Annotated in this window: 19 protein-coding genes and 2 pseudogenes; 17 read left to right on the top strand and 4 right to left on the bottom strand. The window is 56.5% G+C overall.

Annotation, left to right across the window (positions count from 1 at the left end; all coding sequences use genetic code 11):
* Positions 1–830: 830 nt before the first annotated feature.
* The 15 genes from virD4 (at position 831) to BLU15_RS39920 (ending at position 19,742) form a co-directional block, all read left to right on the top strand.
* A complete protein-coding gene (virD4, locus tag BLU15_RS37165; protein ID WP_090302285.1) occupies positions 831–2,930 on the top strand; it encodes a type IV secretion system ATPase VirD4 in 2,100 nt (699 codons plus the stop codon).
* A gap of 344 nt (positions 2,931–3,274) precedes the next feature.
* The gene (locus tag BLU15_RS37160; protein WP_143034351.1) at positions 3,275–5,026 is read left to right on the top strand and encodes a hypothetical protein; all 1,752 of its coding nucleotides are present in this window, start codon (positions 3,275–3,277) and stop codon (positions 5,024–5,026) included.
* Between the two features lie 338 nt (positions 5,027–5,364).
* Complete coding sequence (locus BLU15_RS37155; RefSeq protein ID WP_090302281.1) at positions 5,365–6,480, top strand: hypothetical protein; 1,116 nt, start codon at positions 5,365–5,367, stop codon at positions 6,478–6,480.
* A gap of 337 nt (positions 6,481–6,817) precedes the next feature.
* Positions 6,818–6,952: a transposase gene (locus tag BLU15_RS41085; protein ID WP_090302279.1), complete on the top strand. Its 135-nt coding sequence runs from the start codon at positions 6,818–6,820 to the stop codon at positions 6,950–6,952.
* A gap of 377 nt (positions 6,953–7,329) precedes the next feature.
* On the top strand, positions 7,330–9,525 hold the full coding sequence (locus tag BLU15_RS37145; protein WP_090302278.1) for a lytic transglycosylase domain-containing protein: 2,196 nt from the start codon (positions 7,330–7,332) through the stop codon (positions 9,523–9,525).
* 97 nt (positions 9,526–9,622) lie between these two features.
* The gene (locus tag BLU15_RS37140) at positions 9,623–9,934 is read left to right on the top strand and encodes a TrbC/VirB2 family type IV secretion system protein (protein WP_090302276.1); all 312 of its coding nucleotides are present in this window, start codon (positions 9,623–9,625) and stop codon (positions 9,932–9,934) included.
* Positions 9,935–10,146: 212 nt separating this feature from the next.
* Positions 10,147–10,434, top strand: coding sequence for a VirB3 family type IV secretion system protein (locus BLU15_RS37135; RefSeq protein ID WP_244546952.1), 288 nt, complete (start codon positions 10,147–10,149; stop codon positions 10,432–10,434).
* Positions 10,427–12,787, top strand: coding sequence for a VirB4 family type IV secretion/conjugal transfer ATPase (locus tag BLU15_RS37130; RefSeq protein ID WP_090302274.1), 2,361 nt, complete (start codon positions 10,427–10,429; stop codon positions 12,785–12,787). Before BLU15_RS37135 ends, BLU15_RS37130 begins: the two co-directional genes overlap by 8 nt.
* Before the next feature lie 121 nt (positions 12,788–12,908).
* The gene (locus tag BLU15_RS37125; RefSeq protein ID WP_090302273.1) at positions 12,909–13,745 is read left to right on the top strand and encodes a type IV secretion system protein; all 837 of its coding nucleotides are present in this window, start codon (positions 12,909–12,911) and stop codon (positions 13,743–13,745) included.
* A gap of 34 nt (positions 13,746–13,779) precedes the next feature.
* The gene (locus BLU15_RS37120) at positions 13,780–14,961 is read left to right on the top strand and encodes a type IV secretion system protein (protein WP_090302271.1); all 1,182 of its coding nucleotides are present in this window, start codon (positions 13,780–13,782) and stop codon (positions 14,959–14,961) included.
* Positions 14,962–15,038: 77 nt separating this feature from the next.
* Positions 15,039–15,713 carry a VirB8 family type IV secretion system protein gene (locus tag BLU15_RS37115; RefSeq protein WP_090302269.1) on the top strand — a complete coding sequence of 225 codons (675 nt, stop codon included), beginning with the start codon at positions 15,039–15,041 and terminating at the stop codon, positions 15,711–15,713.
* A gap of 28 nt (positions 15,714–15,741) precedes the next feature.
* Complete coding sequence (locus tag BLU15_RS37110) at positions 15,742–16,500, top strand: TrbG/VirB9 family P-type conjugative transfer protein (RefSeq protein WP_090302266.1); 759 nt, start codon at positions 15,742–15,744, stop codon at positions 16,498–16,500.
* Between the two features lie 65 nt (positions 16,501–16,565).
* Positions 16,566–18,008 carry a TraB/TrbI/VirB10 family type IV secretion system protein gene (locus BLU15_RS37105; protein WP_244546951.1) on the top strand — a complete coding sequence of 481 codons (1,443 nt, stop codon included), beginning with the start codon at positions 16,566–16,568 and terminating at the stop codon, positions 18,006–18,008.
* Positions 18,005–19,006 carry a P-type DNA transfer ATPase VirB11 gene (gene virB11 / locus BLU15_RS37100; protein ID WP_090302264.1) on the top strand — a complete coding sequence of 334 codons (1,002 nt, stop codon included), beginning with the start codon at positions 18,005–18,007 and terminating at the stop codon, positions 19,004–19,006. The genes BLU15_RS37105 and virB11 overlap by 4 nt, the downstream gene beginning before the upstream one ends.
* Positions 19,007–19,163: 157 nt before the next feature.
* Complete coding sequence (locus BLU15_RS39920) at positions 19,164–19,742, top strand: toprim domain-containing protein (RefSeq protein WP_210187499.1); 579 nt, start codon at positions 19,164–19,166, stop codon at positions 19,740–19,742.
* A 64-nt stretch (positions 19,743–19,806) separates the two neighbouring features.
* Here BLU15_RS39920 and BLU15_RS39915 read toward each other — a convergent pair whose 3' ends face one another.
* Positions 19,807–20,382 carry a hypothetical protein gene (locus BLU15_RS39915; protein ID WP_210187498.1) on the bottom strand — a complete coding sequence of 192 codons (576 nt, stop codon included), beginning with the start codon at positions 20,380–20,382 and terminating at the stop codon, positions 19,807–19,809.
* Between the two features lie 161 nt (positions 20,383–20,543).
* Here BLU15_RS39915 and BLU15_RS37090 point away from each other — a divergent pair.
* Positions 20,544–21,261, top strand: a pseudogene (locus BLU15_RS37090) (IS66 family transposase); the annotation flags it as partial.
* Between the two features lie 448 nt (positions 21,262–21,709).
* Here the strand turns inward: BLU15_RS37090 and BLU15_RS39315 are convergent.
* Positions 21,710–23,773 carry a hypothetical protein gene (locus tag BLU15_RS39315; protein WP_143034349.1) on the bottom strand — a complete coding sequence of 688 codons (2,064 nt, stop codon included), beginning with the start codon at positions 23,771–23,773 and terminating at the stop codon, positions 21,710–21,712.
* Positions 23,774–24,767: 994 nt separating this feature from the next.
* On the opposite strand from BLU15_RS39315, the pseudogene BLU15_RS37085 reads away from it, so the two are divergent.
* Positions 24,768–24,991, top strand: a pseudogene (locus BLU15_RS37085) (aldehyde dehydrogenase family protein); the annotation flags it as partial.
* A gap of 163 nt (positions 24,992–25,154) precedes the next feature.
* Here BLU15_RS37085 and BLU15_RS39910 read toward each other — a convergent pair.
* On the bottom strand, positions 25,155–25,505 hold the full coding sequence (locus BLU15_RS39910) for a hypothetical protein (RefSeq protein WP_090302262.1): 351 nt from the start codon (positions 25,503–25,505) through the stop codon (positions 25,155–25,157).
* A 61-nt stretch (positions 25,506–25,566) separates the two neighbouring features.
* Positions 25,567–25,873, bottom strand: a 307-nt coding sequence (locus BLU15_RS37075; RefSeq protein WP_143034348.1) for an integrase core domain-containing protein, incomplete at its 5' end; no start/stop codon positions are given.

Genomic DNA, 25,873 nt, shown 5'->3' with positions numbered 1-25,873 from the left:
GAGAATATGGCCTGAGGACTGCGAGCGGAACGCATTTCGACCCGGATAGGGAGGGCATGGAAGGATTCGGCAATGCCCCCGCATCCGCGCGTCCCGATCCTGAGCGAAGCGAGAGGGCGCCGCTACAAACACAATCGGGCGTATCCTCTGTGGATGACCTGATCCGCAGCTTCGGCGCTCAGAGCGGCGGCCCGGGAGAATATGGCCGGAGGACTGCGGGCAGAACGCGTTTGGACCCGGATAGGGAGGGTAAGGAAGGCGTATATGGGACGCCGGTCGTACAGCAATCCTTTGCACAGCCGGGTGGAAGTCGGGTGCCTGCTCAAACTCAGCCTGCCCCCAGCCTCGAGCGGTTGCAGCTTCCGACCGCGGATCAGTTGATCCGCGGTCGCGACAATCAACGATCAACCTCGAGAGGGCTGAATCCGCGCGCGCGGAGCGGCACCCGGCAGGCGTAGCAAGGCATGGAGGAAAGGCGTTATGGCAATCCCCGAAGATGAACGATCCAGAGGATCCATTTCCCTGTTCAGATCGAAAAAAGCCGAAATGGGACGTGGGTCGGTTCCGTCGGCATCTCCTCAAGCGTCGGCGAAATATCCAGGCCGGCCCGGTGGCACGAATGAGCAGGAAAAACCGCCCACGAGACAGCCACGGCCAAGCAGATATGAATTGGACAGAGCTGAAGCGGAAAGAATCAGCCATGCCCGCCCCCAACTTGAACCGCGCTCCCGCGTCCGCATCCGGTAAACGAGCTATGCGAAGAGCAACGGCCCAATGAGACCAACCCCTGGCTATACGGCTTCCGCCGTCTGTGAGGAGACCGACCAAACATGATTCAAGACGGTAGGCAAAAATTGAACACCCTGCTGTTCGGCATTGCTTTTTCGCTGCCGGTCGGCCTGGTTTTTTCGAGTCTTTATATCACCCTCAAGCATGATCGAAGTGCCTCCGCCCTGGCCGAATTCGATATCTTCGCTGTCTGGTACGAGACACCTTTCTATCTCGGTTTTGTTACGGCCGACTTCTACACCTGCCTGTCTATCGTCGGCGGCACGGCGTTGCTGATGGCATTGATACTTTCCATCGTCTTGTTCAAGATGAAGCATTTCGGGACGGCCCGATGGGGCCGGTTCCAGGAAATGCGCCAGCAGGGCTACATCAAACCGTACCGCAAGGTCGCTGGGCCCATTTTCGGCAAAACCTCCGGCCCCCGCGGCTTCGGCCAGTATCTCACCAATGGCGAACAGCCGCATAGCCTCATTGTTGCACCCACTCGCGCCGGTAAGGGCGTCGGTATCGTCATTCCCACTCTTTTGACATTCAACGGGTCGGTGCTGGCACTCGACGTGAAGGGCGAATTGTTCGAGCTGACCTCTCGCGCCCGCAAGGCCAAGGGCGACCGGATCTTCAAGTTCGCGCCACTGGACAAGGACCGGCGGACCAGTTGCTACAATCCGGTTCTCGACATCGTTGCCATGCCGCCCGAACGTCGGTTCACCGAAGCCCGACGCATGGCGCACAACCTGATAGCCGCCAAGGGCAAGGGCGCTGAAGGCTTCATCGACGGCGCCCGGGATTTGTTCGTCGCCGGCGTCCTTGCCTGTATTGAGCGCGGCAATCCGACGATTGGTGCAGTCTATGACCTGTTCGCGGCACCAGGCGAAAAATACAAGCTGTTTGCCCAGCTCGCTGAGGAAAGCAAGATACCGGAAGTCACCCGCATCTTCGACAACATGGCTGGAAATGACACCAAGATCATCACCTCCTACACGTCGGTGCTCGGCGATGGCGGCCTCAATCTTTGGGCGGATCCTATGGTCAAGAGCGCCACGTCCCGTTCCGACTTCTCCATCTACGAACTGCGCCGCGATCCGACTTCGGTCTATCTGTGCGTCAGTCCGAACGACCTGGAGGTGATTGCGCCGCTGGTCCGGTTGTTTTTTCAGCAGGTAGTGTCGATCCTACAGCGCGAGATGCCGAAGAAAGACGAGATTTTCGAAGTGCTCTTCCTGCTCGACGAGTTCAAGCATCTGGGCCAGCTCGATGCCATCGAGACTGCGGTGACCACCATCGCCGGTTACAAGGGCCGGTTCATGTTCATCATCCAGAGCCTGTCAGCGCTGACAGGTGCTTACGAACAGGCCGGCAAGGAGAACTTCCTGTCCAACACCGGCGTACAGGTGTTCATGGCAACGGCGGACGACGAAACCCCGGAATACATCTCCAAGGCTATCGGCGAATACACATTCCGAAACAAAACCAAATCCTACAGCCAGAAAGAATTGTGGGATACGAATATCCAGGAGTCTAACCAGGGCGCACTGCTCATGCGGCCGGAACAGGTCCGCCTTCTCGACGATGATAAACAGATCGTCCTGATTAAGGGACAGCCCCCACTGCACATGCACAAGGTGAAATACTACGCCGACCGCAAACTGAAGCGCCTTTTCGAAGGCCAGAAAGGGGAGTTGCCCGAGCCAGATCCTATTCCTCTTATGACCGAACCATCGGAAATCGCCATGTGGAATCCGGAACCCGCGCACGAATCGCCAACAGCCCCCCTATCGCCGCAGTCCGCACCCAATGACGTGGAAATGGATGTTGAGACGGCTGACAATAGTGACGAAGACTATGCATATGACGCGGGTTTCGAGGACGAGGACAGAGGCGCTCCACGGCCGGCTTCGGTGATAGGTTCATTTCGGACACAAATGGGCTGGGAGGAAACCGAGAGGCTGCGGCAAGTGGCGGAGTTCGACCGCAAATTGCGAACGCAGGCGGCGCACGTCGATGAGAAATCCCTTGCCACGGATGATCTTGATCCCGATGAAAATCCAAATGACTCGGCCCTTGTTGCGCAAAGAGAACTCCTGCAACGGATCAAAGATGTTCAGGCGCGCAACCGTGTCATTCGTGAGCTCGTGGAGTAATCCCGTCGGTGAGCCGGCAACCCGCGCCCGCAGATTTGCAACGTCGGAAAAGCAAATGAATTGGGGCGAGGCGAGCCCCGGAACGCAGCCTTTCCCAGCATATATCACGAATCTCTACTTTGGATTATTTAGCAGGAGACGAGATGATGACCAATTCCAGAGACGACAACGGAGAAGGCAGCAGCAGGAGAAACAGGGCGGAGCAGCCCTCGCACAATGACCGCCTAAGGTCCCTGCATGGTCCAGCCCGCCGCCCTGAAGCCCCGCCACCCAGTTACGCTGCGGCCACGTTGCCTGCCTATCCGGACCAGAGAGTGTATAACTTCAGAATGGGCGATGGAGACATGGCGCCGGCCAGAATGACACCGGAACAGGCCGCCAATCATTTGGAGAGTATGGGGTTTCAAGTCCGTTTGTCCGAAGCGGAGCGCCAAGCGTTCGGCAATCCTCTGCGCAGGAATGGGCAACTCACAAGCCTTCCACGCCTTCCAAACTATGAGCTGAAAGATATGAACGACGGCGCCACATTCGTTGCCAGGCCAATTGAAGAATACAGCGAGGCTGGGCGTTACGCAGGCCTTCCTCACATGCCGGAAAATGTGGAGCCCGAACAGGTGCCAACAATGGGTCTGGCGGTTCACCAGCGTGAGGGCGTAATCTTATCGGAAGCAGAGAGAGCAACGCTAGCGGCAACGGCAACAACGCTCGAACGACAGGCTGCCAAGGAGCTCGATTGGTTCAACGATAAACTAACGCCACGCCTTATGTCTGGGCTGGAGAGAATCGGGCAGATCTACCAGGGCGATCAGGACGCCCAGGCAGTAAAGTTTGGTGTGCTGTGGGCCAAGTTTGACGAATTCAGAAGCAGTTTCGAAAAATCTCTCCGAACCGACGAAGACAACAATCGTGAAAATGCGCCCGCCGGCCGTCGCGCCGCCCGAGAACAGGCAAGGGGCGGCGAACTGCCGCTGTCTTCGGACGCTCGCCGCGGTGTCATCGAGGAATTGGACGAAATGCTTGTTAGGCATTTTCCTGAAATCTACGCATCGGATCGGTCCAGGCCGCAGACGCCGGCGGTGGCTGTCGAGGCTGCAGACGAGGAGATGAACGTCGCGATTAACGACCGCTCGCGGGCGAGCACGGTCATTCCGGATAGTCAGGAAGAACCGGAGCAATTCGCGCAACCCAGGGAGATGCCCACTCCGCCCGCTCCCGATTTTCGGCCATTGGACGAAATCCTTGCGGAACGCTTTCCCGGGGCCTATGCACCGGATCGGTCCAGACTACAGACGCCGGCAGCCGGAAATGCGGAAGTCGAGGTGGTGGACCTTACGGCTGAAGAAAGCTCGCAGGAGGGAAGCCGCCGCCGCCCGGTTTTAAGGCAAGAGGGGCCGGACCCTTTCGCGGTCACCGACGCACAGCACGCTTTTCTCGCGCAATGGCCACACAATCGTCAGCCGACATTCGAGGAAATGGACAGGCTGATGTCTGAAGAGCGGCCGTCTGCACCAGCCAACACGGCCGACAATCGGGAACCCTCCAGCGAGCCGGAAACCGGACGGGGGCGTCCCCCCAAACGGACACGGGACGATGCCGTATCCGGTGACAACAGCCCAGGCGAAGGGCCTTCACGCCCCATGCAACGCCGCAGGCTTGTGCCGGGCGCATGGCCGTCTTCGTCGACCAACTCCGCCCACAATCGGCAACCCTCCAGCCAACAGGAAACCGGCGGGGCGCGTCCCCTCAAACGGACACGCGACGATGCCGCATCCGGTGACGACAGCCCAGGTGAGGGGGCTTCGCGCCCGATGCAACGCCGCAGGCCCATGTCTGATGCACGGACAGAGCCTGGCTCAGAGTCTTCTGAAGCCCGTCAGGGCGGCTCTGGAAGCGATGCGCATGTGCATGGACGCGACGGGGAAGACCGACGCACTGCCAGAGCGGAACCGGTAATCGAGGCTTCGGGGGAGAATCCTATTGATCCCGGGAGCAGCACGGCGAGGGCCTGGCGATTGGCGCGATCAGACGAGACATCGCGGCGCACTTTTGACGACGTCCGGCGGAGACGCGGCAATGGCAGCGATCGCAGCTGGTAAATCATGGCTGGTCACAAAAGACGAGGTGGAGTTTTCCGACTTTCCGGACGGTGAATTCCGCGATCGATCAGATCATGCAGGAAGCAGAAAGCCGAAAAGACGGGGTTGGATAGTCAAACCGCAACAAAGCACAGGCCAGAAATTGACAAGTCGTTAAGGATGGAACGCTGCCCATTCCCCCACAAAGCTCGATACACGCTCACGTGAAAGCGGTCGCCATAAACTTGTTTGCCGCGTGGTCCCACGCGTATTTTTCTACTGTTACATTTCAAGATTTATAATTTATGTCGAAATTTGTTTAGGAGATATTACACATGTGTGGAACTTTTCTATGTTTCTTGGCCGCATTGCTGGCCTTTGAATCCGGCTGGGATCGTGAACGCTACAACGCTGGCGTCATTCAAAACTCGCAATTGACCGAATGGGCCCGCGGGCCGGTCGAATCTCACTATCCGGGTTATACAAGCTGGTCTCAGCTCACCGATGAGGAATGGGAGGCAATGTCCTATCGCTCGATGAACTCACTCGGTTTTGTCGGCTATCAGTTCGGCGAGGCGCTGCTCATCGATCTTGGCTACTACAAGGACAATATCTACTACGGTGCTGGCGCCGCCACCAATACATGGGACGGGACCTGGACCGGCAAGAACGGCGTCAACTCCCTGGAGGACTTCCTGATGAAGGAAGCGCAAACCATCGCCATCCAGGAAGCGTTCGGCTATAACCTGCAGATCCTTCAAAATCAGCTTGGCGTCTACGGCAAGTCGCTGAACGACTTCGTCGGCCAGACGCGCACCTATGTGCAAAACGGCGAACAGGTGACGGTCGACTTGACCTTGACCGGGATTCTGGCGGCGAGCCATTTGCGGGGCGCCTGGGGCACAGCCGCACTGTTGCTGGACAATGCGGTCAGCGCCGATGAAAACGGCACGTCGATTCTCAGGTATATCGAGCAATTTGGTGGGTACGAGTCGCCTACCGTCGAGACTCTGATTGGCCTTCACAAGGGACGGGTCATTGGCGACGAAGGCCTCGGTTCACTGCTGCTTGCGCGTGATGACGAAAACGACGGAACGCTGGACGCAGACAACCCGCCGACAATCCCTGACATCGTCGACCCCATCGACACCTCCAACGAGGTGAAGCCCGAGGGCGATGGTAAGACGATCCAGATCACCTATAGCTGGGGCGAGATGACGACGGTTGAGGACTTCGACCCCTCTAAAGATCTGCTGAATTTCGGCAGCCTGCCGGGCGCAGATGTACTGATCGAGGAAGTCGGACCTGACCTGCGTATCACGGTAAAGAACAACGGCGGTAGCGGCTATTTGCTCAAAGGCGTGCAGGCAGAGGATCTGTCGGCTGCCAACCTGACCGCGCCCGATTGGAACCCCGTTGTCACGCAGAGCGGAGGCATTGCCGACCAGTTACGGGCGCTCGGGGCTGCCGGCTGATTCCAGAGATACCGCACAACGCGTCCCGGTCCTGGCGACGTCACAGCGGTTTGCGTTCATCGATTGAGCGCCACTCGCCGGCCAGCCAGGCTTCCTCGCCCGGTATATACTGCTGTCCTTTGTCGAGGACACGTTGCGGATTGCCATCTGCAATTCGCAAACGACGTGGTGTCTTCTTGCGCGACGTTATCGGTCCAGCACTGGCTCTTCATGAGAGTCTATGCGCACAGCTGTCAACGCTGACGAAGCAAGTAGAGAGGACACCGCACAGGCAAACACCATATGCCGCCGGCTTATGACCATGCCCGGGGTCGGACCCATCGTCGCCTCGTCCTAAATGACTGCGATTGATGATCCTATGCGGTTTGGTAGCGCTAGCGACGTCGGCGCTTACTTCGGCCTGACGCCACGACAATATCAATCCGGCGACGTCGATATTTGCGGAAACGTCTCGAGGCTCGTATTCCGGTGATGCCGGACGGCTATTCCAATCTGAAGCCGGACAGGTCCGGATGTTAATCGGAACGCCGTCCGGCTAATTCCTGGAATCCGCATCGAGGCGAACGCGCGAGCGCGCTTTCTGCCAGGCTACCGGAGGCACGTTCTCCTGTGGTGGCATCAATGTGGCGCAGCGAACGGCATGGCTATAGATGTTCTCATAAAAGTGATTCTTCAGAATATTGGGAAGTTACGGAAGATTGCGAAGTATATGGTGATTATCGTATTGTAATGGCTATAAATATATTGTATTTTTTGGCCACTGTGCCATAATTTTGCCACAAACAATCAACTATATATTAATGCATATTATGACGTGATCTTATTATATTTTTTTTGAAAGCCATTTATATGTATTATATTGGTAAGGCGCGCGCAAAGTGTAGCAGTGTATTTATTCCAGCGGTCTGTGTTTCGGCCGCCGCCGCCTTTCTGGCCGGGCAGGTACAAGACGTCCGGGCAGGTGTATTTGAACAAACATGTAATGGAAAAGTTATTGCCATTGGGAGCGGCACGCTGCTTGGCGTGCCGCTTCACCAGCAAACACAATCCTCTGAAAACGGCCAACGGGCCGTTTTAAGCTCGGTTATAGAATTCGGTCTGCCGTCTGCGACAGACACATCAGACGTTTCGGCCGGCGCGACCCTGGCAGCAGATGCCGCCCCTCCCTCTATCTGCGCCGATCCGCCGGTCGAGACGACCAGCCTGAACTCCGCGGCGCTAAGGGCCATGCGGCTTACCGAAAGCAAATTGTCGCTTCCTGCGCCGCTAAAGCTTTCTCAGACGTTTTCCAGCCATCAGGTGGAAATGCGTGAGCTGACGGCTGAAGTCGGGCTCCGCTTTGCGGGTGCGCCGGGTGTACGCAAGGCCAAACTTGATACGCCGACTTTCACAAAGCTGTTCACCACGCTCGTGCACCGCGAGAGCAATTTCAAGCCGCGGGCGGTCTCGCCCGCGGGCGCCCGGGGATTAGGGCAATTGATGCCGCTCACCGCACGGGATCTCGGGGTGAAGGATTCGTTCTCGCCGGATGAGAACCTCGTTGGAGCGGCAACATATCTCACCGAGATGCTGGACAGGTTCGAGTCTCCCGAACTCGCGCTAGCAGCCTACAATGCCGGTCCCGCCGCCGTCGAGAAGTATCGCGGGATACCGCCTTATCGAGAAACCCGGCAATACGTCGCCGACATCTTTCATGAGGTCCTGCGCGAACCCTACCCGACCTATGTCACCGCTCGCATGAAGCAGCACGCCCTTCGGCTTGACCCAGATATCCAACTCGCCTCTTTAACGGCAGAATCCCGTACCGCACCTGCCAACAAAGATCCATTTGCGACCCTCCTGACCGGGACGCCTCAAGTCACGCAGGATGGCGCTAGGCTTGAGCTTACTGCCTTCACGAGCACCACGGAAGCCTCGACCGCGCCGAGCGCCCCATCTAAGGTGGCACAGAGATCCGAAGTTTTGCCCACGCCAGATCCGGAGCCGAGGCCGGAAATGGGGAGGACTTCGGCTTCGGAGACTGGAGGCGCGGCCATCCGAGCGACCCCTCTGCCGCCTGATCTGACAACGCTCCCGGAACCGCGCGAGTTCACGGGCGAATTGTCAAAAGCGCAGCTGGCTATTCGTGATCTAGCCACTGATATAGCCCTTCTCCATTCAAAAGCGCCGGGCGTTGAAAACTCGGGTTTGAGTGAGGAGGCATTTGCGACGCTGTTTGTGGCCTTGATTCGGCGGGAGAGCAGTTTCAATAGCCGAGCCGTTTCGCGAGATGGCGCAAAGGGACTCGGGCAACTGAAGCCGGCAACGATTCGCGAAATGGGCGTTAAGAATCCGTTTTCTGCCAAGGAAAATCTCGAGGGATCGGTGAAGTATTTCACTGGCCTGCTCGATGAGTTCAGCTCGCCTGTGCTTGCCCTCGCCGGTTACAATGCCGGGCGGACAGCTGTGCGGGAAAAAGGCGGAATTCCGGACGACCGCAAAACCCGACAATTCATCGCGGATGTTCTCCATGACATCAAAAGCGATCCGAGACCTGAATTCGTCGTTGTGCGACTGAACAAGTGGTCGGCTGCGCTTGTTGTGTCTTCTGAGGAAGCTGCAAAGCTGAACACAGTCAGCGAACTGGCACGACAGGGCCTAGTCAAGTCGGAACCCAAGCAGTCGTCCAGACCGCACAGTGCGGAACAGCAAATTGAACGACCCGTCTTCGCGGCGGCAATCAATCCGGTTGCACTTTCGGGTGGGCCCACGAACGGGATGACGCGCGGCCGATTCATTGCCTCGCTGAGTGTTGCTTTTGTAATCACGGGATTATGCATCGCGGTCGCCGGCACATCGGCGGGCGACCAGAGCAAGACGTCCGGCTGGAAAAGATTATTGCGTTGGAGCAGGTGCCGAAGCCGGTCCAATAAGATCGACGGCGCGTGCGAGCTCGGTGGTGCTGTGCCCGTCGTGGTGCAGGCATCCTCGAAAGAGCAAGCATGCATGTCGCCTGCCATCGCCAGCCAAATTCCAAAGAAAACACTTCATAGTCGATTTGTGTAGGCATACTATTGACTGCAATAAACGAATTTACAGATAATGATTGAATCATTTCGTATAGTATTTTTTATGATTAATGATATTATTGAGGGTAATTAATATGTATATATTTAGACGAGAAGTGAAATATTCCAGAGTGTTTCGTATTGCTGGTGCTGCGGCAGTAATGACATTACTGTTGGCCAGTCCGAGCGCAGCCCAGGATTTTTCTGGGGTGACGTCTTTTCTGCAAGAAATTGTGGACGCTATCACCGGCCCGATCGGGATTGCCGTTTCGGCTCTTGCAATCATGGCGGTGGGGTTCTCCTTCATGACTGGTCGCATGGACTGGACGTTCGCAGTGTCAATCGTCATCGGAATTGCCATCGTCTTTGGCGCCGCGACCTTCGTTCAGGGTATTACTGCGACCTAACACAGGCATACGGCAGGTGGTCTGCAGCCGCCATTCGTTTGGGTTGCAGACCCCGACCGATCCGCGGAGCCCGGACCTTCGTTGAGCATCTTTTGCTCCAACGCCGGGCAAACCGTCGGCGAGGAGAGCGGAGAAAGGCTCTCGCTATTTAGAAATCCGATCAGTCTCTAAATCGGGCCGTTTCTCGATCAAAGGACGCTGATCTAAAGGGAGTGAAGACCATTCAATCCACAACGCTCTTTATTGGCCTCACGCGAGAGGTTGCTTTTGCTGGTCTGCCGATCATGTATTTGGTTGTGCTGATCTGTACCGTGATGCTTGGCTTCATCGCCACTGGATCGTTTATCTATTTCGTCGTGATGAGCGGTGCCGGTTATACGGCACTGCGCGGCCTTGCCGCCTACGATCCGAAAATCATCGATGTGTTCATCGCCACGGTCAAGAACACTCGGATAAGCCCGGCTCTCCTCAAGGGCGAAGGGGTGGTGTACCGTGCTTGAAGCGCCACTCACGCGGGCGACGCGCAGCGTCAAAGACAAACACATCGACAAGAGTGAACTCCTTGTCAGCGGTCTGCCCTATCTCAGCATCATAGACAACGGCACTATCATGCTACGCGATGGCGATCTGATGGCGTCCTTTGCAGTCGAGGGCATCAACGCCGACACGATTGACAATCGACGGACCATGGAACTGTGCGACGCCTTTTCGCGGTTCATTGCCCAGCAGCGAGGCGATGTTGCATATTATGTACACCGGATCTCGGTCGAGACCAGGCCGATAATCAAGCCGGTTGACGGTCACCCGTTTAACGAGGAGATCGACCGCCGCTGGCAGGACTATCTCCAGACGATTGGGCTGCGAGACAGGATCACGGTTGTTACGATGGTGATGCGTCCGCCGAAGCGGATCGCAAAGCTCCTGGGCATGCTTGGTGGCAAGGAGGATTACGGTCGGGCGGAAGTGGCTGTCCGGGCCGTGCGCCTCGACCAGATGATCAATACCTGCATGGTGGGCGTCAGCGAAGCGAAACCACGTCGCCTGACGGTCTCCGATGGCGAGTGGCTAAGTCTGTTGCGCACCCTCATCGACGGATCCAGCGGGCGGCTGATCCCCGGTTCCAAATTCATTCCCCTTGCGGATCTGATGGCAAACTCCACCATGACGTTCCGAGGCAAGGTGTTTGAATGCGATAGTCCCGATCCGAACCGAAAACGCTACGGTACGATCGTTTCCGTTAAGGATTATCCAACCGAGACCTATCCCGGCATTTTTGACCGACTGAACCTTCCCTACGACACGGTTGTTACGCAGAGCTTCACGCCGATCGATAATATTGCCGCCCAGAGCAAGATCGCCCGTGTGCGCAAGCAAATGAAGGCGGCCGAGGATGCCGCCATCTCCCTGATGGCCCAATTGGAGGAGGCCGAGGACGACGTGGCGTCCGGACGTGTGGTTTTTGGCGATCACCATTGCAGCATCGCCCTCTTTTGCGAAAGCCTAGCTGAGCTTGAAGAGGCCATGGCATATGTGACCCGCGCTATGCAGGATGCCGGCGCCGGTATCGTTCGTGAGAATTTTTCAGCCAGGGCCGTCTACTTCGCGCAGCATCCAGGCAACTTCACTTATCGCACGCGCCCAGCGATGATCTCGTCGCAGAACTTTGCCGGATTGTGTGCCATGCATGGTCTATCCAAGGGCAACCCTCCGGAAAAATGCCCCTGGGGCGACTGCATAACGATTTTTCCGACAGCGCGCGGAGAGACCTTCCGGTTCAATTTTCATCTGGCTGGCAAGCTCGGCCAGCGCACCGTGGGGCATTCCCTTGTTCTCGGCCAGACCGGTTCGGGTAAAACGCTCGGCACGGCATTTCTTCTCAGCCAGGCGCAACGGCTCGGCGCCCGCATCATTGTCTTTGACAAAGACAACGGTTTTGAAATGGCCATTCGCGCCATGGGTGGCCGGTATTCCTCCGTACGCATGGGCCAGGAAACCGGGTTCAATCCGATGCGTGCGGAAGCCGACAATCGTGGCGCTGCGTGGCTTGCCGACTGGTTGACGGCGCTTGCCGACAGCGAAGGAAACCAACTCAGCCCCGTCCAGATGCAGGCGCTTAACGATGCGGTGCAGGCCAATACATCAGCTGATCCACGTTTGCAGAATTTCGAGCAATTCCGCAGTCAGCTCCGGGCAACCGATGATGACGGCGACCTCTACAACCGTCTGGGCCGCTGGGACGAAACTGGTCAGTTTGGCTGGCTGTTCGGTGGCAAGACGGGCGACCCGCTTGCCTTCGACAGCGGAATCACCGCATTCGACCTGACCGAAATATTCGACAACGATACCGTGCGCACCGCATGGCTCAGTTACGTTTTCCGCCGCATCGAACGCCTTGTCGAGGATGAAAATCCCACCCTTCTCGTGCTTGATGAGGCCTGGAAGCTGCTGGACGATCCTTACTTTCAACAGCGGTTGAAGGACTGGATGCTGACGATGCGTAAGAAGAACGTCGCGGTCGTTCTCCTGACCCAGCGTGTCTCGCATCTGACGAACAGCGCCGCCGGCGATGCGATCCTGGAAAGTGCTGTCACCCGGCTCGTCTATCCCAGTTCCTACAACACGGAGGCAGAACTTGAGCCGCTGAACCTTACCCCAACGGAGAGCGCCTTCCTGCAGACCAGCAACGTAGACAATCACCTGGTTCTTCTGAAATCGGGCTCGGACAGCGTTGTGCTTGATTTTGCGCTGGGTGCGCTCGGCAAGGGTGTGGACATTCTGGGCGGCGGACGGGGCGAAAAAGCTCCTGCCGGTTGGCGAAACCGGCCCGATTTTCAGATGGAGATGTTGCGATGAGATTGATTCTGTTTGCGCTCGCACTGGGCGTCCTGAGCGGGTGCCAGAGTGTTCCGAATGAACGCAAAAACAATTGCGTATGCAACTGGGAAGTTTTGCAAGCGCAGGAAGGAACCGTCGTATGAAATCTCTTTTCAAGCCTCTTTTGATGTCGACGGTGCTTGCTTTCGCCCCGGTCGGGCCGTTGCTCACCGCAGCCCAAGCGCAGAGCACCTCGATCACACCAATTCCCTTGCCGGGAATTGGGGCTATTCCAGACGCATCTTCCAGTGAACAGGAAACCCACGACGAAAATAGCATCGAGCAACTTATGAACATGGTTGAGATCTCACGTCTGATTGGCGGCGGTATTGCTCAATTGTTCAGTTCGTCACAGTCGATGACCAGTCTGCTTGGGCTTGTTCGCGACACGAACGCAGCACAACTGACGGCGATCACGGGTACGAAGACGATTCCATTGGCAAATGGCCCGGACGAAGTGTCAGCGCGGGAAGCGGGAACAACGATCCGAGAAATGGCGATCGAGGGCCTGGCAGGCAGCGTTGCAAATCCACCTGATATCTCCAGCACGTTTGCAAACCTTGTCGCGACATATGAACTGGATAAGGTTTTCGCCTTTAAGGACGGAAAACGACTCAACGAAGTTACCATGGCCCATATGGCCTCCTATGGTGCCGTTGCGGCGGCAACCGGGGAAAGAGCCTATAAGCGGGCCAATGAAAGCATGGGCCGGCTCGATGGTTACATTACCGCGCTCGGCGCCAGCCGCGACCTGAAAACCTCTCTGGACATCAATACGAGGGTGAGCATCGAGCTCACGCAACAGGTCAACGAATTGCTCCGAAGCCAATCTGCACTGACGACAATTGCCGGCATGCACTATGTGGCCACATTAAGTGGTCGAACCGATATAGCAGACAATTTAAATTTTAAGCGCCTCTTTATGCCGAGAGATTAACCACAAACATTTCTGAGGTTTGAGCGAGGTTGCCATGGATTTAGATGACGTCCTGGACGTGCATGTAGTGGGTTGGGTCCATGATCTCATGGTGTCACTACTTCTGCCATATCTGGAGAACCTATTTGACTATGTTGCCTATCCTATGGGGATAGTGTTGAAGACAGTAGCTTTGGTCGCGGTTCTGTTCATCGCAGTGAACCAGGTGTTGCAATTCAAACATGTCAATTTTTCGGAATACCTGTTGTGGGGCATCAGGTATATTCTCATCGCATCCTTTGCGTTCGTGTGGGGGAATTTCGAAGCCATTTATCGTGTCATCACGGAAACGCCCCATGACTATGGCGCTCTGATGACGCAATCGGTTCTCGTCAACTATGCGGTCCACCGCAAAGATATGTTGGATCCAACGAGAATTAACGACGCGTATGATGCGCTCGACGCCATAGGCGGGACCTTGTTCTGGATGGCCGAAGATTTTTTCGCTGACACGGCCTGGAATGATCTTCCAATGTCTATCAAAAATATCGGTCTGGGTATTCTCTTTGGAATTATCGGGGCGATCTGGATTGCGGTTTGTGCCATTATTACATTGATAGCTGATATAGGTCTCATTATGGCTCTCGGTCTGGCGCCTTTGGCGATTTGTATGCTGATGATGGAGCAGACCAAACAGTATTTCGAAGCATGGTCGCGGTTCGTTCTAAGTTTCCTTATAATTCCGCTACTTCTTGCTGCATTGTCCAGTATTTTGCTTTACGCTGCTTGCGAAATACTTCTGGTGACAAAGGCGGGTAGCGAGGCTAAGGAAACATACCTTATATTCGCGGTAATTGTCATTGCTTCATTTGTGTTGCTTTGGCGACTTCCGGAAATGGGGCAAGCAATATCAGGATCGGCGATTGGCGCTGCCGGAACAAGCCTTGCCCGCTCAATTCCAGGGCGCGGAAGGTCCGCGGCCAGCACGGTCCGCTCGGTTGGCAGACGCGTTCGCGACGGGGCCCAGGTGGCGAACGCGGCCAACAAGGCAGGCGCTTCTCCGGGAAGGATCCTATGGGCCACCATCAGCGGAATGCGGCAAAGTGCTATTGCCCGACAGAACCGTAGAGACGACCGTCTAGCCGGACGCACCAAGGGGTCGGCAGGAAATGACTCAGGCAAGGCGCCGCGGCGCAAAAATAGCCGAGGATATAACATGGATGATTATAACGGATAAGCTTTCGGTTCTCCGCAAATAAATTGGTCTAGAATTTTTAATTCTCTGTTTTCAAGCAAATTCCGATTGGATAATCTATGGGAATCCGAGAAACGAAACACGCATTTGAAGATGAAGTATTCTTCACCTTGCAGCAGCAGCGCAATAATTGGGCGAGAATTGCCATTGGCTGTGTCGCGATCGCCTTGTTTTGCCTCGCCTGCCTCGTCGTGATTCTGCCTCTCAATGAGACGAAACCCTTTGTGATTATGGTCGACAAAACGACGGGCGAGGCGGAGAAGATCGTCCAGGTGCGGCCGGCCTCGCTGGATCAGCAGGACGCGGTACTCCAGGCTGAGCTGGTCTCTTACGTGGTTGATAGAGAAACCTACGATGCGTCAGACAACCGCACGCGCATTCCCGATGTGATGGCGCGCTCGTCCGAGAACGCGGCACAGACCCTGGCGGAGACATGGAAGTCGAGTGCGACACAGTATCCGCCAAATGTCTATGGCAGTGACGTGCGTGTCCGGGTTGTCGTGAAGTCGATTTCCCTTGCGCCGTCTGCGAAACGTGGCGAAGCGAGGCTCGCGCGCGTGCGTCTCACCAAATATCGCGAGGAGAAGGGCCGGCAGACGGCGCAACGGACCTTTGTGGCGACCGTCGGCTACGAGTTCGCTCCCAAGGAGGATGCCACTTTGGAGATGGTCTGGAAGAACCCGCTGGGCTTCAGCGTTTTGAGCTACCGGATAGATGCGGAGACCGCCGAATAAAAAGTCGTATTAGAAAGTTGGTTTTGCCATGAAGAATAGATTATTTTTACCAATACTTTGTTTCTTGAGTTTCTCCCAACCTGTTATCGCCGAGCAAGCGCCCGTGGGGTTTAAAGCAGATATTCGTATCAAGCGATATGTTTATGATGAGAACAACGTCTATAAGCTTAATCTATATTTGAAATCCGTGACCGCATTGCAGTTTGCAGAAGGTGAGAACGTCGAATCCATCTTGATTGGTGACAGTGCCTCCTGGGAGGTGGTCAAGTTGAAGATGGGCAACGTCATCAGCCTGAAGCCGATCATCGATGAGGCTCTCACCAACATGACGATCTACACGGACAGGCGCGTCTATACGTTCGAGTTGATCTCGGCGGGTGAGATCAAGGCCGGGATGAAGGCCGGCTCCGACCAGGCCTTCCGAACAGTGTTTTCCTATCCCGAGGAGTTCACCGCGGTCGACAAGAGCCTCGTCAAAGGCGGGCCGGTGAACCAGAATTATATGGTGTCGGGGCAGACACCTTTCCGGCCGGTCGCTGTTCACGACAATACCCTGCAAACGACATTCTTCCTGCCCAAGGGATCGCTCAGGCCTGCAATCTTCAAGGTCGGGGATGATCGGCAGGAAAAGCTGGTCAATTCCCGGACAGATGGAGATCGGATCATTGTCGACGGCACCAGTGACTTTTGGGTTCTGCGTATAGGCAACGAGATGGTCTGTGTCGGCCGGGCGAGCGCCATACAGACGGCCGAGGTGGACAGAAAAGGAGCCAGCCATGTTAAGTGAGATGACTCCCATGCCGTCCAGCGGTACTTGGATGCCAGAACAAGCACTTCGGAAGGAGTGCGACCATGACGGATAACACAGACGAGGGCGGTGCAGACAACACTGATGGCGCGCGACCGGAAGCCGAAGCGCAGCGTGCCGCAGAACGGGATGCGCTTCTGGAGCGGCGTCGGTCTCGGCAGATGGGCGGTGGCAAAAGGGGCAAGAAAGGCCGGCTGCTGCTTGCTGGCACATTGTCCGCTGCCGCAGTCCTTTCCTTTGTCATCGCAGTCGGGCCCGAGGCGGCCCTGCAGATCCTCGGCATCACTGGGGTGGACACAGCCCCTAAGACGTCACAGGTCGATCTGGAGGTGGAAAAGCTGAATAGAGGTGGCGCTCCACTCGATTTTGTCCTGCCGCCCAAAGCGGATGAGAAAACCGAAGTAGTCGATCCCAATGTCGAATGGAACAAACGCTTTGAGGTGCTGAAGAAGGAGCTTGAAGCGGTTGCCCGTGCCAATAACAAGCCAGAAGTCTCGTTGAGCGACGTTAACGACATGCTGCAGCGATACAATGAGCAGATGGCTGGCAAGTTGGCGGAAGAGCGGCAGAAAATGGCCGCCGAGAATCAGCGGCTCCGGTCAGAGGCGGAGCGGCTGCAGGAGGAGAAAAGGCGCGCTGAGGAAGCGGCCAGACGTGAAGAGCAGCGTCGGCGAGATCAGCAGGAAACCGACGACCTGCAACGGGAATCGAAAGGGGTCGTTGTGGATGAGTCGACGAATTCACTCGCCTCTCGTGGCTCTTTTGACGCAAATCCGGATGACCTGGACAACAATGACCGGTTCTTGGCCGCGGCTTCCAGCTCAGTCTTTGAAACGACTAAGTCCGGATCCCTTGCCGATCCGTCGCGAACGGTTGTTCAGGGCACTATTATCTCTGCGGTACTAGAAACCGCGATTAATACGGAATTGCCAGGCAATCTCCGTGCGCAGGTTACCGAGCCGGTCTTTTCGTTCGACGGAAAACGGATCCTCATGCCGGCAGGCACGGTGCTCATCGGCACGTTCAACAACAAAGTGGACGTGGCGCAGAAACGCGTCCTCATAGCCTGGAATCGGGCTGTGACACCGGAGGGCAAATCGGTGGCACTTGGTTCCACTGGAACGGATCTCCTCGGGCGCGCCGGGACCGAAGGCAATGTGGATAACCGGTTCAAAACAAAATTTGGCGCGGCCGTTCTCATCAGCACGATCACGGCGATTCCGACCGCGCTGGCCAGTATCGGCGGCGGCGGCAAGTCCAACAGCGGCACCACTATCAACGTCGGCAGCGGCTCGAACTCAGGAGGTCAGCAGGATATGGGTGTCGGGCAGCAAGTCGCCGGTCAATTGGCATCCAATGTCGGCGGCCAGCTTGCGAAGCAGAGTTCGAACATTCTGGAGAAGTATCTCTCCCTTCCTCCCGTTATCCGTATTCCACAAGGTGAGGAAATACGCGTTTTCGTCAACAGGGACCTCGTTTTCAGATGAACTACCATCACCCGAACCGGGAGATTTCCTATGTCGAACAGTATCTGAGCCCGCTTCGCGAGTATCTTGTCGATGATGGCATCAACGAGCTGTCGATCAATCCCGACGGATCGATCTTCGTTGAAGCCGCGGGTGCCGAGCACATGAAGCAGGTTTATGTCACCCTCTCGCCCCATGCGATCAAGCGCCTCGGGGCGCAAATCGCCGGCGAGACGCGCAACACGCTCGGAGCGTTGCATCCGATTGTCTCGGGACGGGTAATGGTCTGGGGCAACCCGCAACGTGTTCAGGTCGTCGTCGAGCCCGCGATTGAACACGGGGTATCTTTGTCGATTCGCAAATACCTCACACGAACGCTGAACAGCAACGACATCTCATTTGTCGAAGGGGGGCAGATCAGGGTCGAGGAAGCCCGACGGGAACGCCATCGGGCCATTGCGGATCTCGCTGAAGCTGGCGATCTGCAGAAATTGTTCCGTCAGGTTATCGACGAAAAATTCAACATTCTCATATCGGGCGGGACATCCTCAGGTAAAACCACGGTAGCGCGCGCGCTTCTGTCCATGTCTGATCCCTGCGAGCGCATCATCACGATCGAGGATGCACAGGAGCTCAATCCGCCGCACAAGAACCTGGTGGGCCTGATAGCCGACCGCAAGGACAAGTCCGAACGCAGCCCGTCTCGCCTGCTGGAAAGCTGCCTTCGCATGCGCCCGGATCGGATCATTGTGGGTGAGATTCGCGGTGTGGAGGCCTACGATTTTCTTGAGGCAATCAACACCGGTCATCCTGGCGCGATCACGACGATCCATGCGGATAGCCCCGACCTCGCTTTCGATCGCTTGGCGCTCATGGTCATGCGGTCGGGCGTTCAGATGTCGCACAGCGAGATCATCCAGTATGCCAAGAAGACGATCGATTTGGTCATCCAGGTCGGTCGGCGCCACGGACAGCGTGGGGTTCTGGAGATCTATCTGCCGTCGCAGAAACGGGATTAATTCGCCGGCTGCATGCCCGGGGCATCTCCGCGGCCATGCCTGGTTCGATGCAAGTGGCTGAAAAAGGACCGCTGGCCGAAGTCTGTAAGGGTTCTTGCATCATGCGCGACGTCAATTGGCCTGCGATAGAGATAATCGGCATTTACGGGACATTGTGATGCAGCTGTTCATTGCCGAAAAGCCGGAACTTGCCAAAGCCATCGTCGCCGGGCTTGGCGGTGAGCAGCGCAGCGAGGGGTATTACGATTGCGGCGCCAGCTATGTGACCTGGTGTTACGGACACATGCTGAAACTGCTGAGCCCTGAAGACTACGACCAGCGTTACAGAATATGGAATCTTGACGACCTACCGATCGTGAACATTCCCTGGCACCGTAAGCCTGCCGACGATGCAGGGCGACAGGCTCAGCTAAAAACGATCATCCGTCTGCTGAAGACTGCAGACAATGTTGTTCATGCGGGCGATCCGGACGAAGAGGGTCAGCTTTTGGTGGATGAAATCCTGGCCTATGCCGAATGCCGCGTTCCGGTGCAGCGTCTGCTGATCAATGACAACAACATCAAAGTCGTGCGCCGCCAGCTGAGCGCAATGCGTCACAACCGCGATTTCGCGGGCTTGTCGGCCCCCGCTGAGGCAAGAAGCGTCGGCGATCAGCTCTATGGCTTCAACCTCAGACGCGCCTACACTCTGGCAGCGCACGCGAAGGGCTATCAGGGTGTTGTGAGTACGTATTGATCGCCCGCGCCTATATCGCGCAATTCTGGCCGAAGCTCCGCTCTGGTCTGACCGAGGTGCTGGTCTACGTCGCAGGCCACAGGTTTTCCACCACGTCGGCCGTCACAACGGCGCTTGGCTGGAAGGGCTCTACAAGAATGATTCCGGCAATGAGGCTTTGCAGGATAGTGTCGCAGATATGCACAAGGATTTGCGGACGCTCGCTGCGGCCTCGATCGGGACGTACCTTTCGGCAATTGCCGAGCGCGCGCAGTAGGAGGGCGAGTATGGCGGCATTGGAACCCCTGCCACACGGGGCGCGATTATCAAAACACTCATTGAACGGGGATGCCTGGCCGAGGTGGCCAAGTGCCGCCTGCAGGTCATGACGAATACGTCGGACCGGATCGGGGCAGACGCATGCCGGCAAATGTTCCGAGAGAAAGCGAATGACGGCGACTTGACCGATCGCTTCCAGGCGGTACCCCTCCTGTGTCAGCCAATGGGCGAAGTGCGCGATGCAGCACATGTAGGCGCGCTGGGTGCCCGGAGCATATCGCCTCCGTTGCAAGTGCTCCCCGTATTGCGAAACGTAAGGCTGAAGAATACTTCCTTCCAGCCAAGCGCGCGGCCGTGGCTGTATGACGATCATCTTTTGCATACTGATCTCCTATTGAGCTGATTACGCTCGATAGGAGACACAAGAATTATGCGCAGGTCGCCAGCCGGAAGTCGTCCGAGAATCCGACGGTTAAAGCCTCCTGCCTCAGCAATCTGCGCATAATCACGAGGTGCACATAATCCCTGTTATGTAGAGATCTCCATAAGCGCGATGACCGCACTTTCGGAGGTAGCGGTCCGCCGTTGGTAGCCTATCGCTTTGAAGACAGTCGTGCGACCGAGTGCGTCGCACGACATCTGAGCGGTTATCGCGGGATCCTGCAGGTTGACGGGTATGGTGCTTACAGCAGGCTTGTCCGTAAAGACGGAGGCAACGACGGCATCGCCCTGGCTGGTTGCTGGTCGCACAGTCGGCGAAAGTTCTACGAACTGCATGTTGCGAAGAGCTCGAGGATCGCCACAGAGACGGTCGAGCGTATGGCAAAGCTTTGGGAGATCGAGGAAACCGTCCGCGGGCAAAGTTCTGAAGCTCGTGTCACCGCGCGTCAGGAAAGCTCGGCGGCGATCGTCCGTGACCTCTTCACACTCTGGCAGAAGACTCTGCCGCGGGTGTCAGGAAAATCCAAACTCGCCGAAGCTCTCCGGTACGCCATATCGCGTCGCGACATATTCGAGCGCTTCCTGACTGACGGTCGCATCGAGCTCGACTCCAACATCGTCGAGCGAGCGATAAGACCTCAGGCGATCACGAGGAAGAATAGCCTATTCGCCGGAAGCGACGGCGGCGGCAGGACCTGGGCGACAATCGCGACGCTCCTCCAGACAGCAAAGATGAATGCCGTCGATCCGCAAGCGCCTCGCAAATGGATGGCCCAGCAGCGATATTGACGCGCTCATGCCGTGGAACTACGCCGCCTGAACGGCCACAGCTTGTCGCTTACCCAAACCGGGTGCGCCGCGCACGTTTAGTTCTCCGGTTCAGGTGCTTGACAACGCGAAGAACCATCGCGAGCAGGGCCCCCGTCCGTCCCCGTCGACGTTGTTCTGAAAAAGGGTCAATATTTGCCGCAGGTCGATTGCAGGAATGCCGGGACCGGTATCGGCCACACTCACGCGGACGTAGCGCCCGGAAGCAAGGCGGCCATGAGTCTTGACGCGCGGAACACACTATTCAACAACCGTGACGCCGACGGAGATGTTCCGCCGCCGGCCAGGACCTCGCCGGCGTTCTTGCGCAGATTGATGATGGCCTGTTGTAAGCAGTGTCGCTGCCGCGAACCAGGACCGGGTTGTCCGGAAGACTGATGCGAAAATCCGTCGATGCGGGAAGGCACATTTCTGTATTCGGCATCCGGTAAAGCACGGGTTCAGCGACCCGATACTTTGCTTCGTTCCCGTTCCCTATCTGCTCGTGATGGTCTGTATATCCCCAGCTTGCTTGGCTCGCCCGCGGAGTTCAATCTATTCGCGCTATTCCTTACTGATTGAGGTGCTTGGGGAACCGCCGACGGTCGTTGTATTTTGATCGCATTGTCTTGGTCTAAGAAGTGACTGTAAACTTCCAGTTGGCGCTCACGACTGGGCCACCTTCCTGTTGTTGCTGCCTCGCGCGCTAGCACTGCTTCGGCCTGACCATTCGGATCGAGCCTAAGAGTTTCGCGACCCCGCGAGCCGCCTGGCAGCTCTAGTGCGGGGTTGCTCTTGACCGTGTGGTTGTAGCTCACGGTTGCGACGCGAATTTGATATGTCGCGCCCAGCGCAGTATCGGATTGCAGCCTCATTTCGGCAAGTACGGCCGCGTATCCTAGTGCACTTATCTGATAAATATTCGACGCCGAGGTTCCTTCGGCCCTTGCCACGGGGTCAGAGAGCATTGCGCCCATATCCGTACGGCAGCTGTCACCCGTTGGCCAACCCGCTTCGACCCGGTCCTTCCCAGTGTTACCCGTAGCGGGATGTTTCCTATGGTGTTTCTTAACTTCTAAATAGGCGGGCATTTTTTTTTCTAGCGCCTTGGCCCCTCTGCTTTTCCGGGAGACGTTCCTGTGCAGAGCGTTGTATGGTAAAATGTGCTCTGCTTCAAAATCGCCTGCGGGTCCAATGCCCAACCGATTTCTCTCGTTTTCGCGATTGCCATAAGTACCGAGAGCGCCGCTTTTGATCTCCGCGGGAAGACTGGAGGACGCGCGATTTACCATTTCTGGCAACGCGTAAACCACGGCCTCGCGTGTGGGCGCGTTCGATATGCCGTCGGCTGGCCCTGCATCGCCACGGTGCGACTGCGCAGCTGCTAGAGCAGCCTTTTCGAGTTTCTGGGCGTCCTCTTCGGTAATATCCCAGACGCCATATTCGTCATTTGAGCAGGGAACCAAGCTATCGTATTGATTAGTAGTTTCCTCACGGGATGTTTGAGCAAGCCCGGCCCGTTGCGCTTCTGTAGTCGCCGCTGGCCTTTCGCTGGCCTCCCCGATCTTAAGATAGGGATGGTTTCGCAGATCTGAAACGCTCGGACCTGGATATTTACTCAATCCTTCGCGTTGAACTACGGAGCCATGGCTGACCGTGTTCGAGATGCCGGCGGCTGGGATGGCAACGCTGGGGGCCATCTGCGCAACTGCTAGAGCAGCCCTTTCGAGTTCCTGGGCCTGCTTTTCGGTGATATCCCAGTCGCCGTATTCGTCATCTGAGGAGGGCACCAAGCTGTCGTCTGGATCACTGTTTTTCTCATGCGGTGTCTTAGGAATCCCGGCTCGCTGCCCTTCTGTAACCGCCGCAGGCCTGCCGCATGCCGTGTCACGCGCGTTATGAACCTCAGGCTTTCGCAGATCTAAAATGCCTGGACCTCGGCTTCCAAAAAATTTTTCGCCTTGAATGGCGGCGCCATGGCCCGCCCCATGACTGCCGGCTCCCATACCACCGCTGTTGTATAACTTAAGGTTTTGGAAGGCTGGAACGTCCGGGCCTTGATTGGGCGATCCTTCGCCTTGAATCGCGGTGCCATGGCCAATCGAGTTCGAAATGCCGGCGGCGGACTTATAAATACCGCTGCCCATCTGCGAGGCGCTTGGTGGGTCCGTTTTGAGGTCTTCCTTTGCGCTGAAATATTCCGCATCAGAGGCGGAATCCAAGCCGTCGTGCCGCTTATTAAAGTCAAGAGTGTGTGTTGTATGGGTTGTCTCGGCGGCGCCGGCCTGTTGTGCTGCTCGCGAAGGCGTGGGCCGTTTCTTGGTGCCATCGCTTCGAGCGCTATTAGCCGGGCCGAGCTCGCGTTCCGGTGCGGCCGCCAGGGGCCAACCTCTTCCAGTCCCACGGCTAGGCTTCCGGTTTCGGAGATCTAAGGTGCTCGTCCAAATCGCGGCTTCCGCGGGGGCGACGGGGTCATCAGCGCTGGCATGACGCAGATCATTCGACGTTTTCTTTGGGTTCAACATTGGATCTGCTCCTGATGTGGCGAAAATAGATCAAAGGCCTTTTGATCAGTCGCTCAGTAAATAAATCAACTTGAGACCTGCTCGCCGATCTCCCCGACACGATAAGCCGGGAGCTTGAAGTAGGAAGACGGATCTATGCCCCATGCCCGCCAGGGTGATGAACAAGCGATCCTGCCAGAGGGGTAGGCCCGCATTTTGGGGTACCTATGAGTGTGCGGCCGCGTTCCGCACTTTTCTGGAGTTGCTCTAGAGAGGCGATGCTTTGTTTGCATCGGACGTTCCGACGAACGTGTCGCATCCTTCCCGCTTACCGAGGAACGAGATTCCGGCGCTCGGACATTGACAACTGCGACATCGCCCAGGAGGCCTTCTCGGCGCCGGCATCCACTACAGAGCCACACCGGCCGGTACGTCGGATGCGTTTGTCGCAGACAGCACGTGCTTCTATGATCAGCGTAGGGGCGTCATGTGGGCCACCTGCTAAGCAAAGAGCTGGGATCACTTCGATGTTATACCTTCCACGCCTCCCCTAAAAAGAGACACATAAAAGAATTTTCGAATATAATATACTATGAATTTGTCTAGGTATCTACAGAATATTTAGGGTGAATTATGTCAAAACAATGACTATTCCTTTGAAATCTATTTGCTATCAAAAATATTTCTTTATACGCTAAGTATAGACTTCTTCAAATCTATTCGTAACATGACTGTTCTGGAGTAGGAAAATATTTGGCTCGGTGTGCGCGCGGCGGCGGCAAGGTGATAGTTTAGAACGTAGTAATACGAGCAGCCACTGATCATGACCTATGATCCCATTTACGGTCTCCGATGGACATAAATGTCCATGGCTGGTCGACGAGTTTGTGCCACGCGGCGCAGCAGTGGGTGTCTCTCTTTAAAGACCAGGTTCGACAGCGGCACGTTGGGATGCGGCTGATCGGAAGCGGCTGCGTCATGCTGGGACAGTTTGAACTGTCCCGTTATTCCGTCTAGTCAATCGGCGATCGACGAAGCCTATTCCACCCAGCCGGCCTGGGCTGCTCGGCGGCCAGGGCGAGGGCCACAATCCTGCGAAGACGGTTCGACCTGATAGTGGCCAACGCTGATGAGTTGGCCGCTATCCTGACCGCCGAAATGGGCAAGCCGCTCGCGGAGGACCGTGGTGAAATTCTCTATGCAGCCTCCTACATCGAATGGTATGCGGAAGAGGTGAAACCACTTCGTGTTGCGTGGCAGGATAGATCCTGATGTAAACATCAGAATATTTCCGCCTAATCCTAGTCTAATACCAACGAGTGCTAATCAAAACCGGCTCGCCCAATCGCGCATTGCGTTTGTTCCAAGCGTCGCAGCAATGGGCGACGATGTCCTCGTAGCCCTAGAATCCGCTTGGTCTATCGCGCATAAAGTGCCACACGTTCTCGACATGCTCTTCTTGGGGCAGAGGCTTCGAACAGGTACGTCCACATCGTGCGTTGATCGAGTGGTGCCGAGTGCCTTCTCCCTTTGCGTGCCCATCGGTTATCTTGTTCTTCTGCCCTATCCGACCTTCGTCGGCCCACCAGAGGTCGATCTCGACGTTCTTGGAAAGCCTGCTTTTGATGGCTGCCAACGTGGCGGGAAGTTTTTTGATAAGAAGCCGAGGCTGTGCCGCGTCCTTCGTGCTTCTGGCCAATTCCCGCGGGGCAAAAGCGTCGAAGTTATCGCGCAGTGGAAATCCCAATGTCATCCGCAAACCTCTGCTTGCGACATGGATTCTGGAGTGCTCCCCGTTTCACCGGACAGGTCGGCTAGTTTGATTTAGCCCTGATGAACTGCCGTGGGGAAGCCATCCTGAGAGCGGAATGGGGATGGATTTCGTTGTAGTCCTCGATCCATCCGTCGATGAAACGGAGCGCCGTTTCGGCGTCCGGTAGTGCCGATATGCGGATGTAATCCCGTTTCAGAGTTTTCACGAATGCCTCGGACATGCCGTTCGACTGGGGGCTGGCCACCGGCGTGAAGCAGGGCGTCAAATTGAGCGCCTGGGCAAACAGCCTCGTGTCGCGCGCTGTATAGGCCGAACCATTGTCCGAGAGATGCTCGATAGCATGCGGG

Origin of the sequence: Ensifer sp. YR511, assembly GCF_900103045.1 — a bacterium.
GTDB classification, from domain to species: Bacteria; Pseudomonadota; Alphaproteobacteria; order Rhizobiales; family Rhizobiaceae; genus Ensifer; species Ensifer adhaerens.
Note: the sequence above shows the minus strand (reverse complement) of the source record. Positions and strands in the feature narration are given on the sequence as shown.

What these genes read in the sequence shown, in the direction of transcription:
- virD4 (WP_090302285.1), top strand. Translation starts at nt 831, where the DNA reads ATGATTCAAGACGGTAGGCAAAAATTGAACACCCTGCTGTTCGGCATT.
- BLU15_RS37160 (WP_143034351.1), top strand. Translation starts at nt 3,275, where the DNA reads ATGGCGCCGGCCAGAATGACACCGGAACAGGCCGCCAATCATTTGGAG.
- BLU15_RS41085 (WP_090302279.1), top strand. Translation starts at nt 6,818, where the DNA reads ATGACTGCGATTGATGATCCTATGCGGTTTGGTAGCGCTAGCGACGTC.
- BLU15_RS37145 (WP_090302278.1), top strand. Translation starts at nt 7,330, where the DNA reads ATGTATTATATTGGTAAGGCGCGCGCAAAGTGTAGCAGTGTATTTATT.
- BLU15_RS37140 (WP_090302276.1), top strand. Translation starts at nt 9,623, where the DNA reads ATGTATATATTTAGACGAGAAGTGAAATATTCCAGAGTGTTTCGTATT.
- BLU15_RS37125 (WP_090302273.1), top strand. Translation starts at nt 12,909, where the DNA reads ATGAAATCTCTTTTCAAGCCTCTTTTGATGTCGACGGTGCTTGCTTTC.
- BLU15_RS37120 (WP_090302271.1), top strand. Translation starts at nt 13,780, where the DNA reads ATGGATTTAGATGACGTCCTGGACGTGCATGTAGTGGGTTGGGTCCAT.
- BLU15_RS37115 (WP_090302269.1), top strand. Translation starts at nt 15,039, where the DNA reads ATGGGAATCCGAGAAACGAAACACGCATTTGAAGATGAAGTATTCTTC.
- BLU15_RS37110 (WP_090302266.1), top strand. Translation starts at nt 15,742, where the DNA reads ATGAAGAATAGATTATTTTTACCAATACTTTGTTTCTTGAGTTTCTCC.
- BLU15_RS37105 (WP_244546951.1), top strand. Translation starts at nt 16,566, where the DNA reads ATGACGGATAACACAGACGAGGGCGGTGCAGACAACACTGATGGCGCG.
- virB11 (WP_090302264.1), top strand. Translation starts at nt 18,005, where the DNA reads ATGAACTACCATCACCCGAACCGGGAGATTTCCTATGTCGAACAGTAT.
- BLU15_RS39920 (WP_210187499.1), top strand. Translation starts at nt 19,164, where the DNA reads ATGCAGCTGTTCATTGCCGAAAAGCCGGAACTTGCCAAAGCCATCGTC.
- BLU15_RS39915 (WP_210187498.1), bottom strand. Translation starts at nt 20,382, where the DNA reads ATGCAAAAGATGATCGTCATACAGCCACGGCCGCGCGCTTGGCTGGAA.
- BLU15_RS39315 (WP_143034349.1), bottom strand. Translation starts at nt 23,773, where the DNA reads ATGTTGAACCCAAAGAAAACGTCGAATGATCTGCGTCATGCCAGCGCT.
- BLU15_RS39910 (WP_090302262.1), bottom strand. Translation starts at nt 25,505, where the DNA reads ATGACATTGGGATTTCCACTGCGCGATAACTTCGACGCTTTTGCCCCG.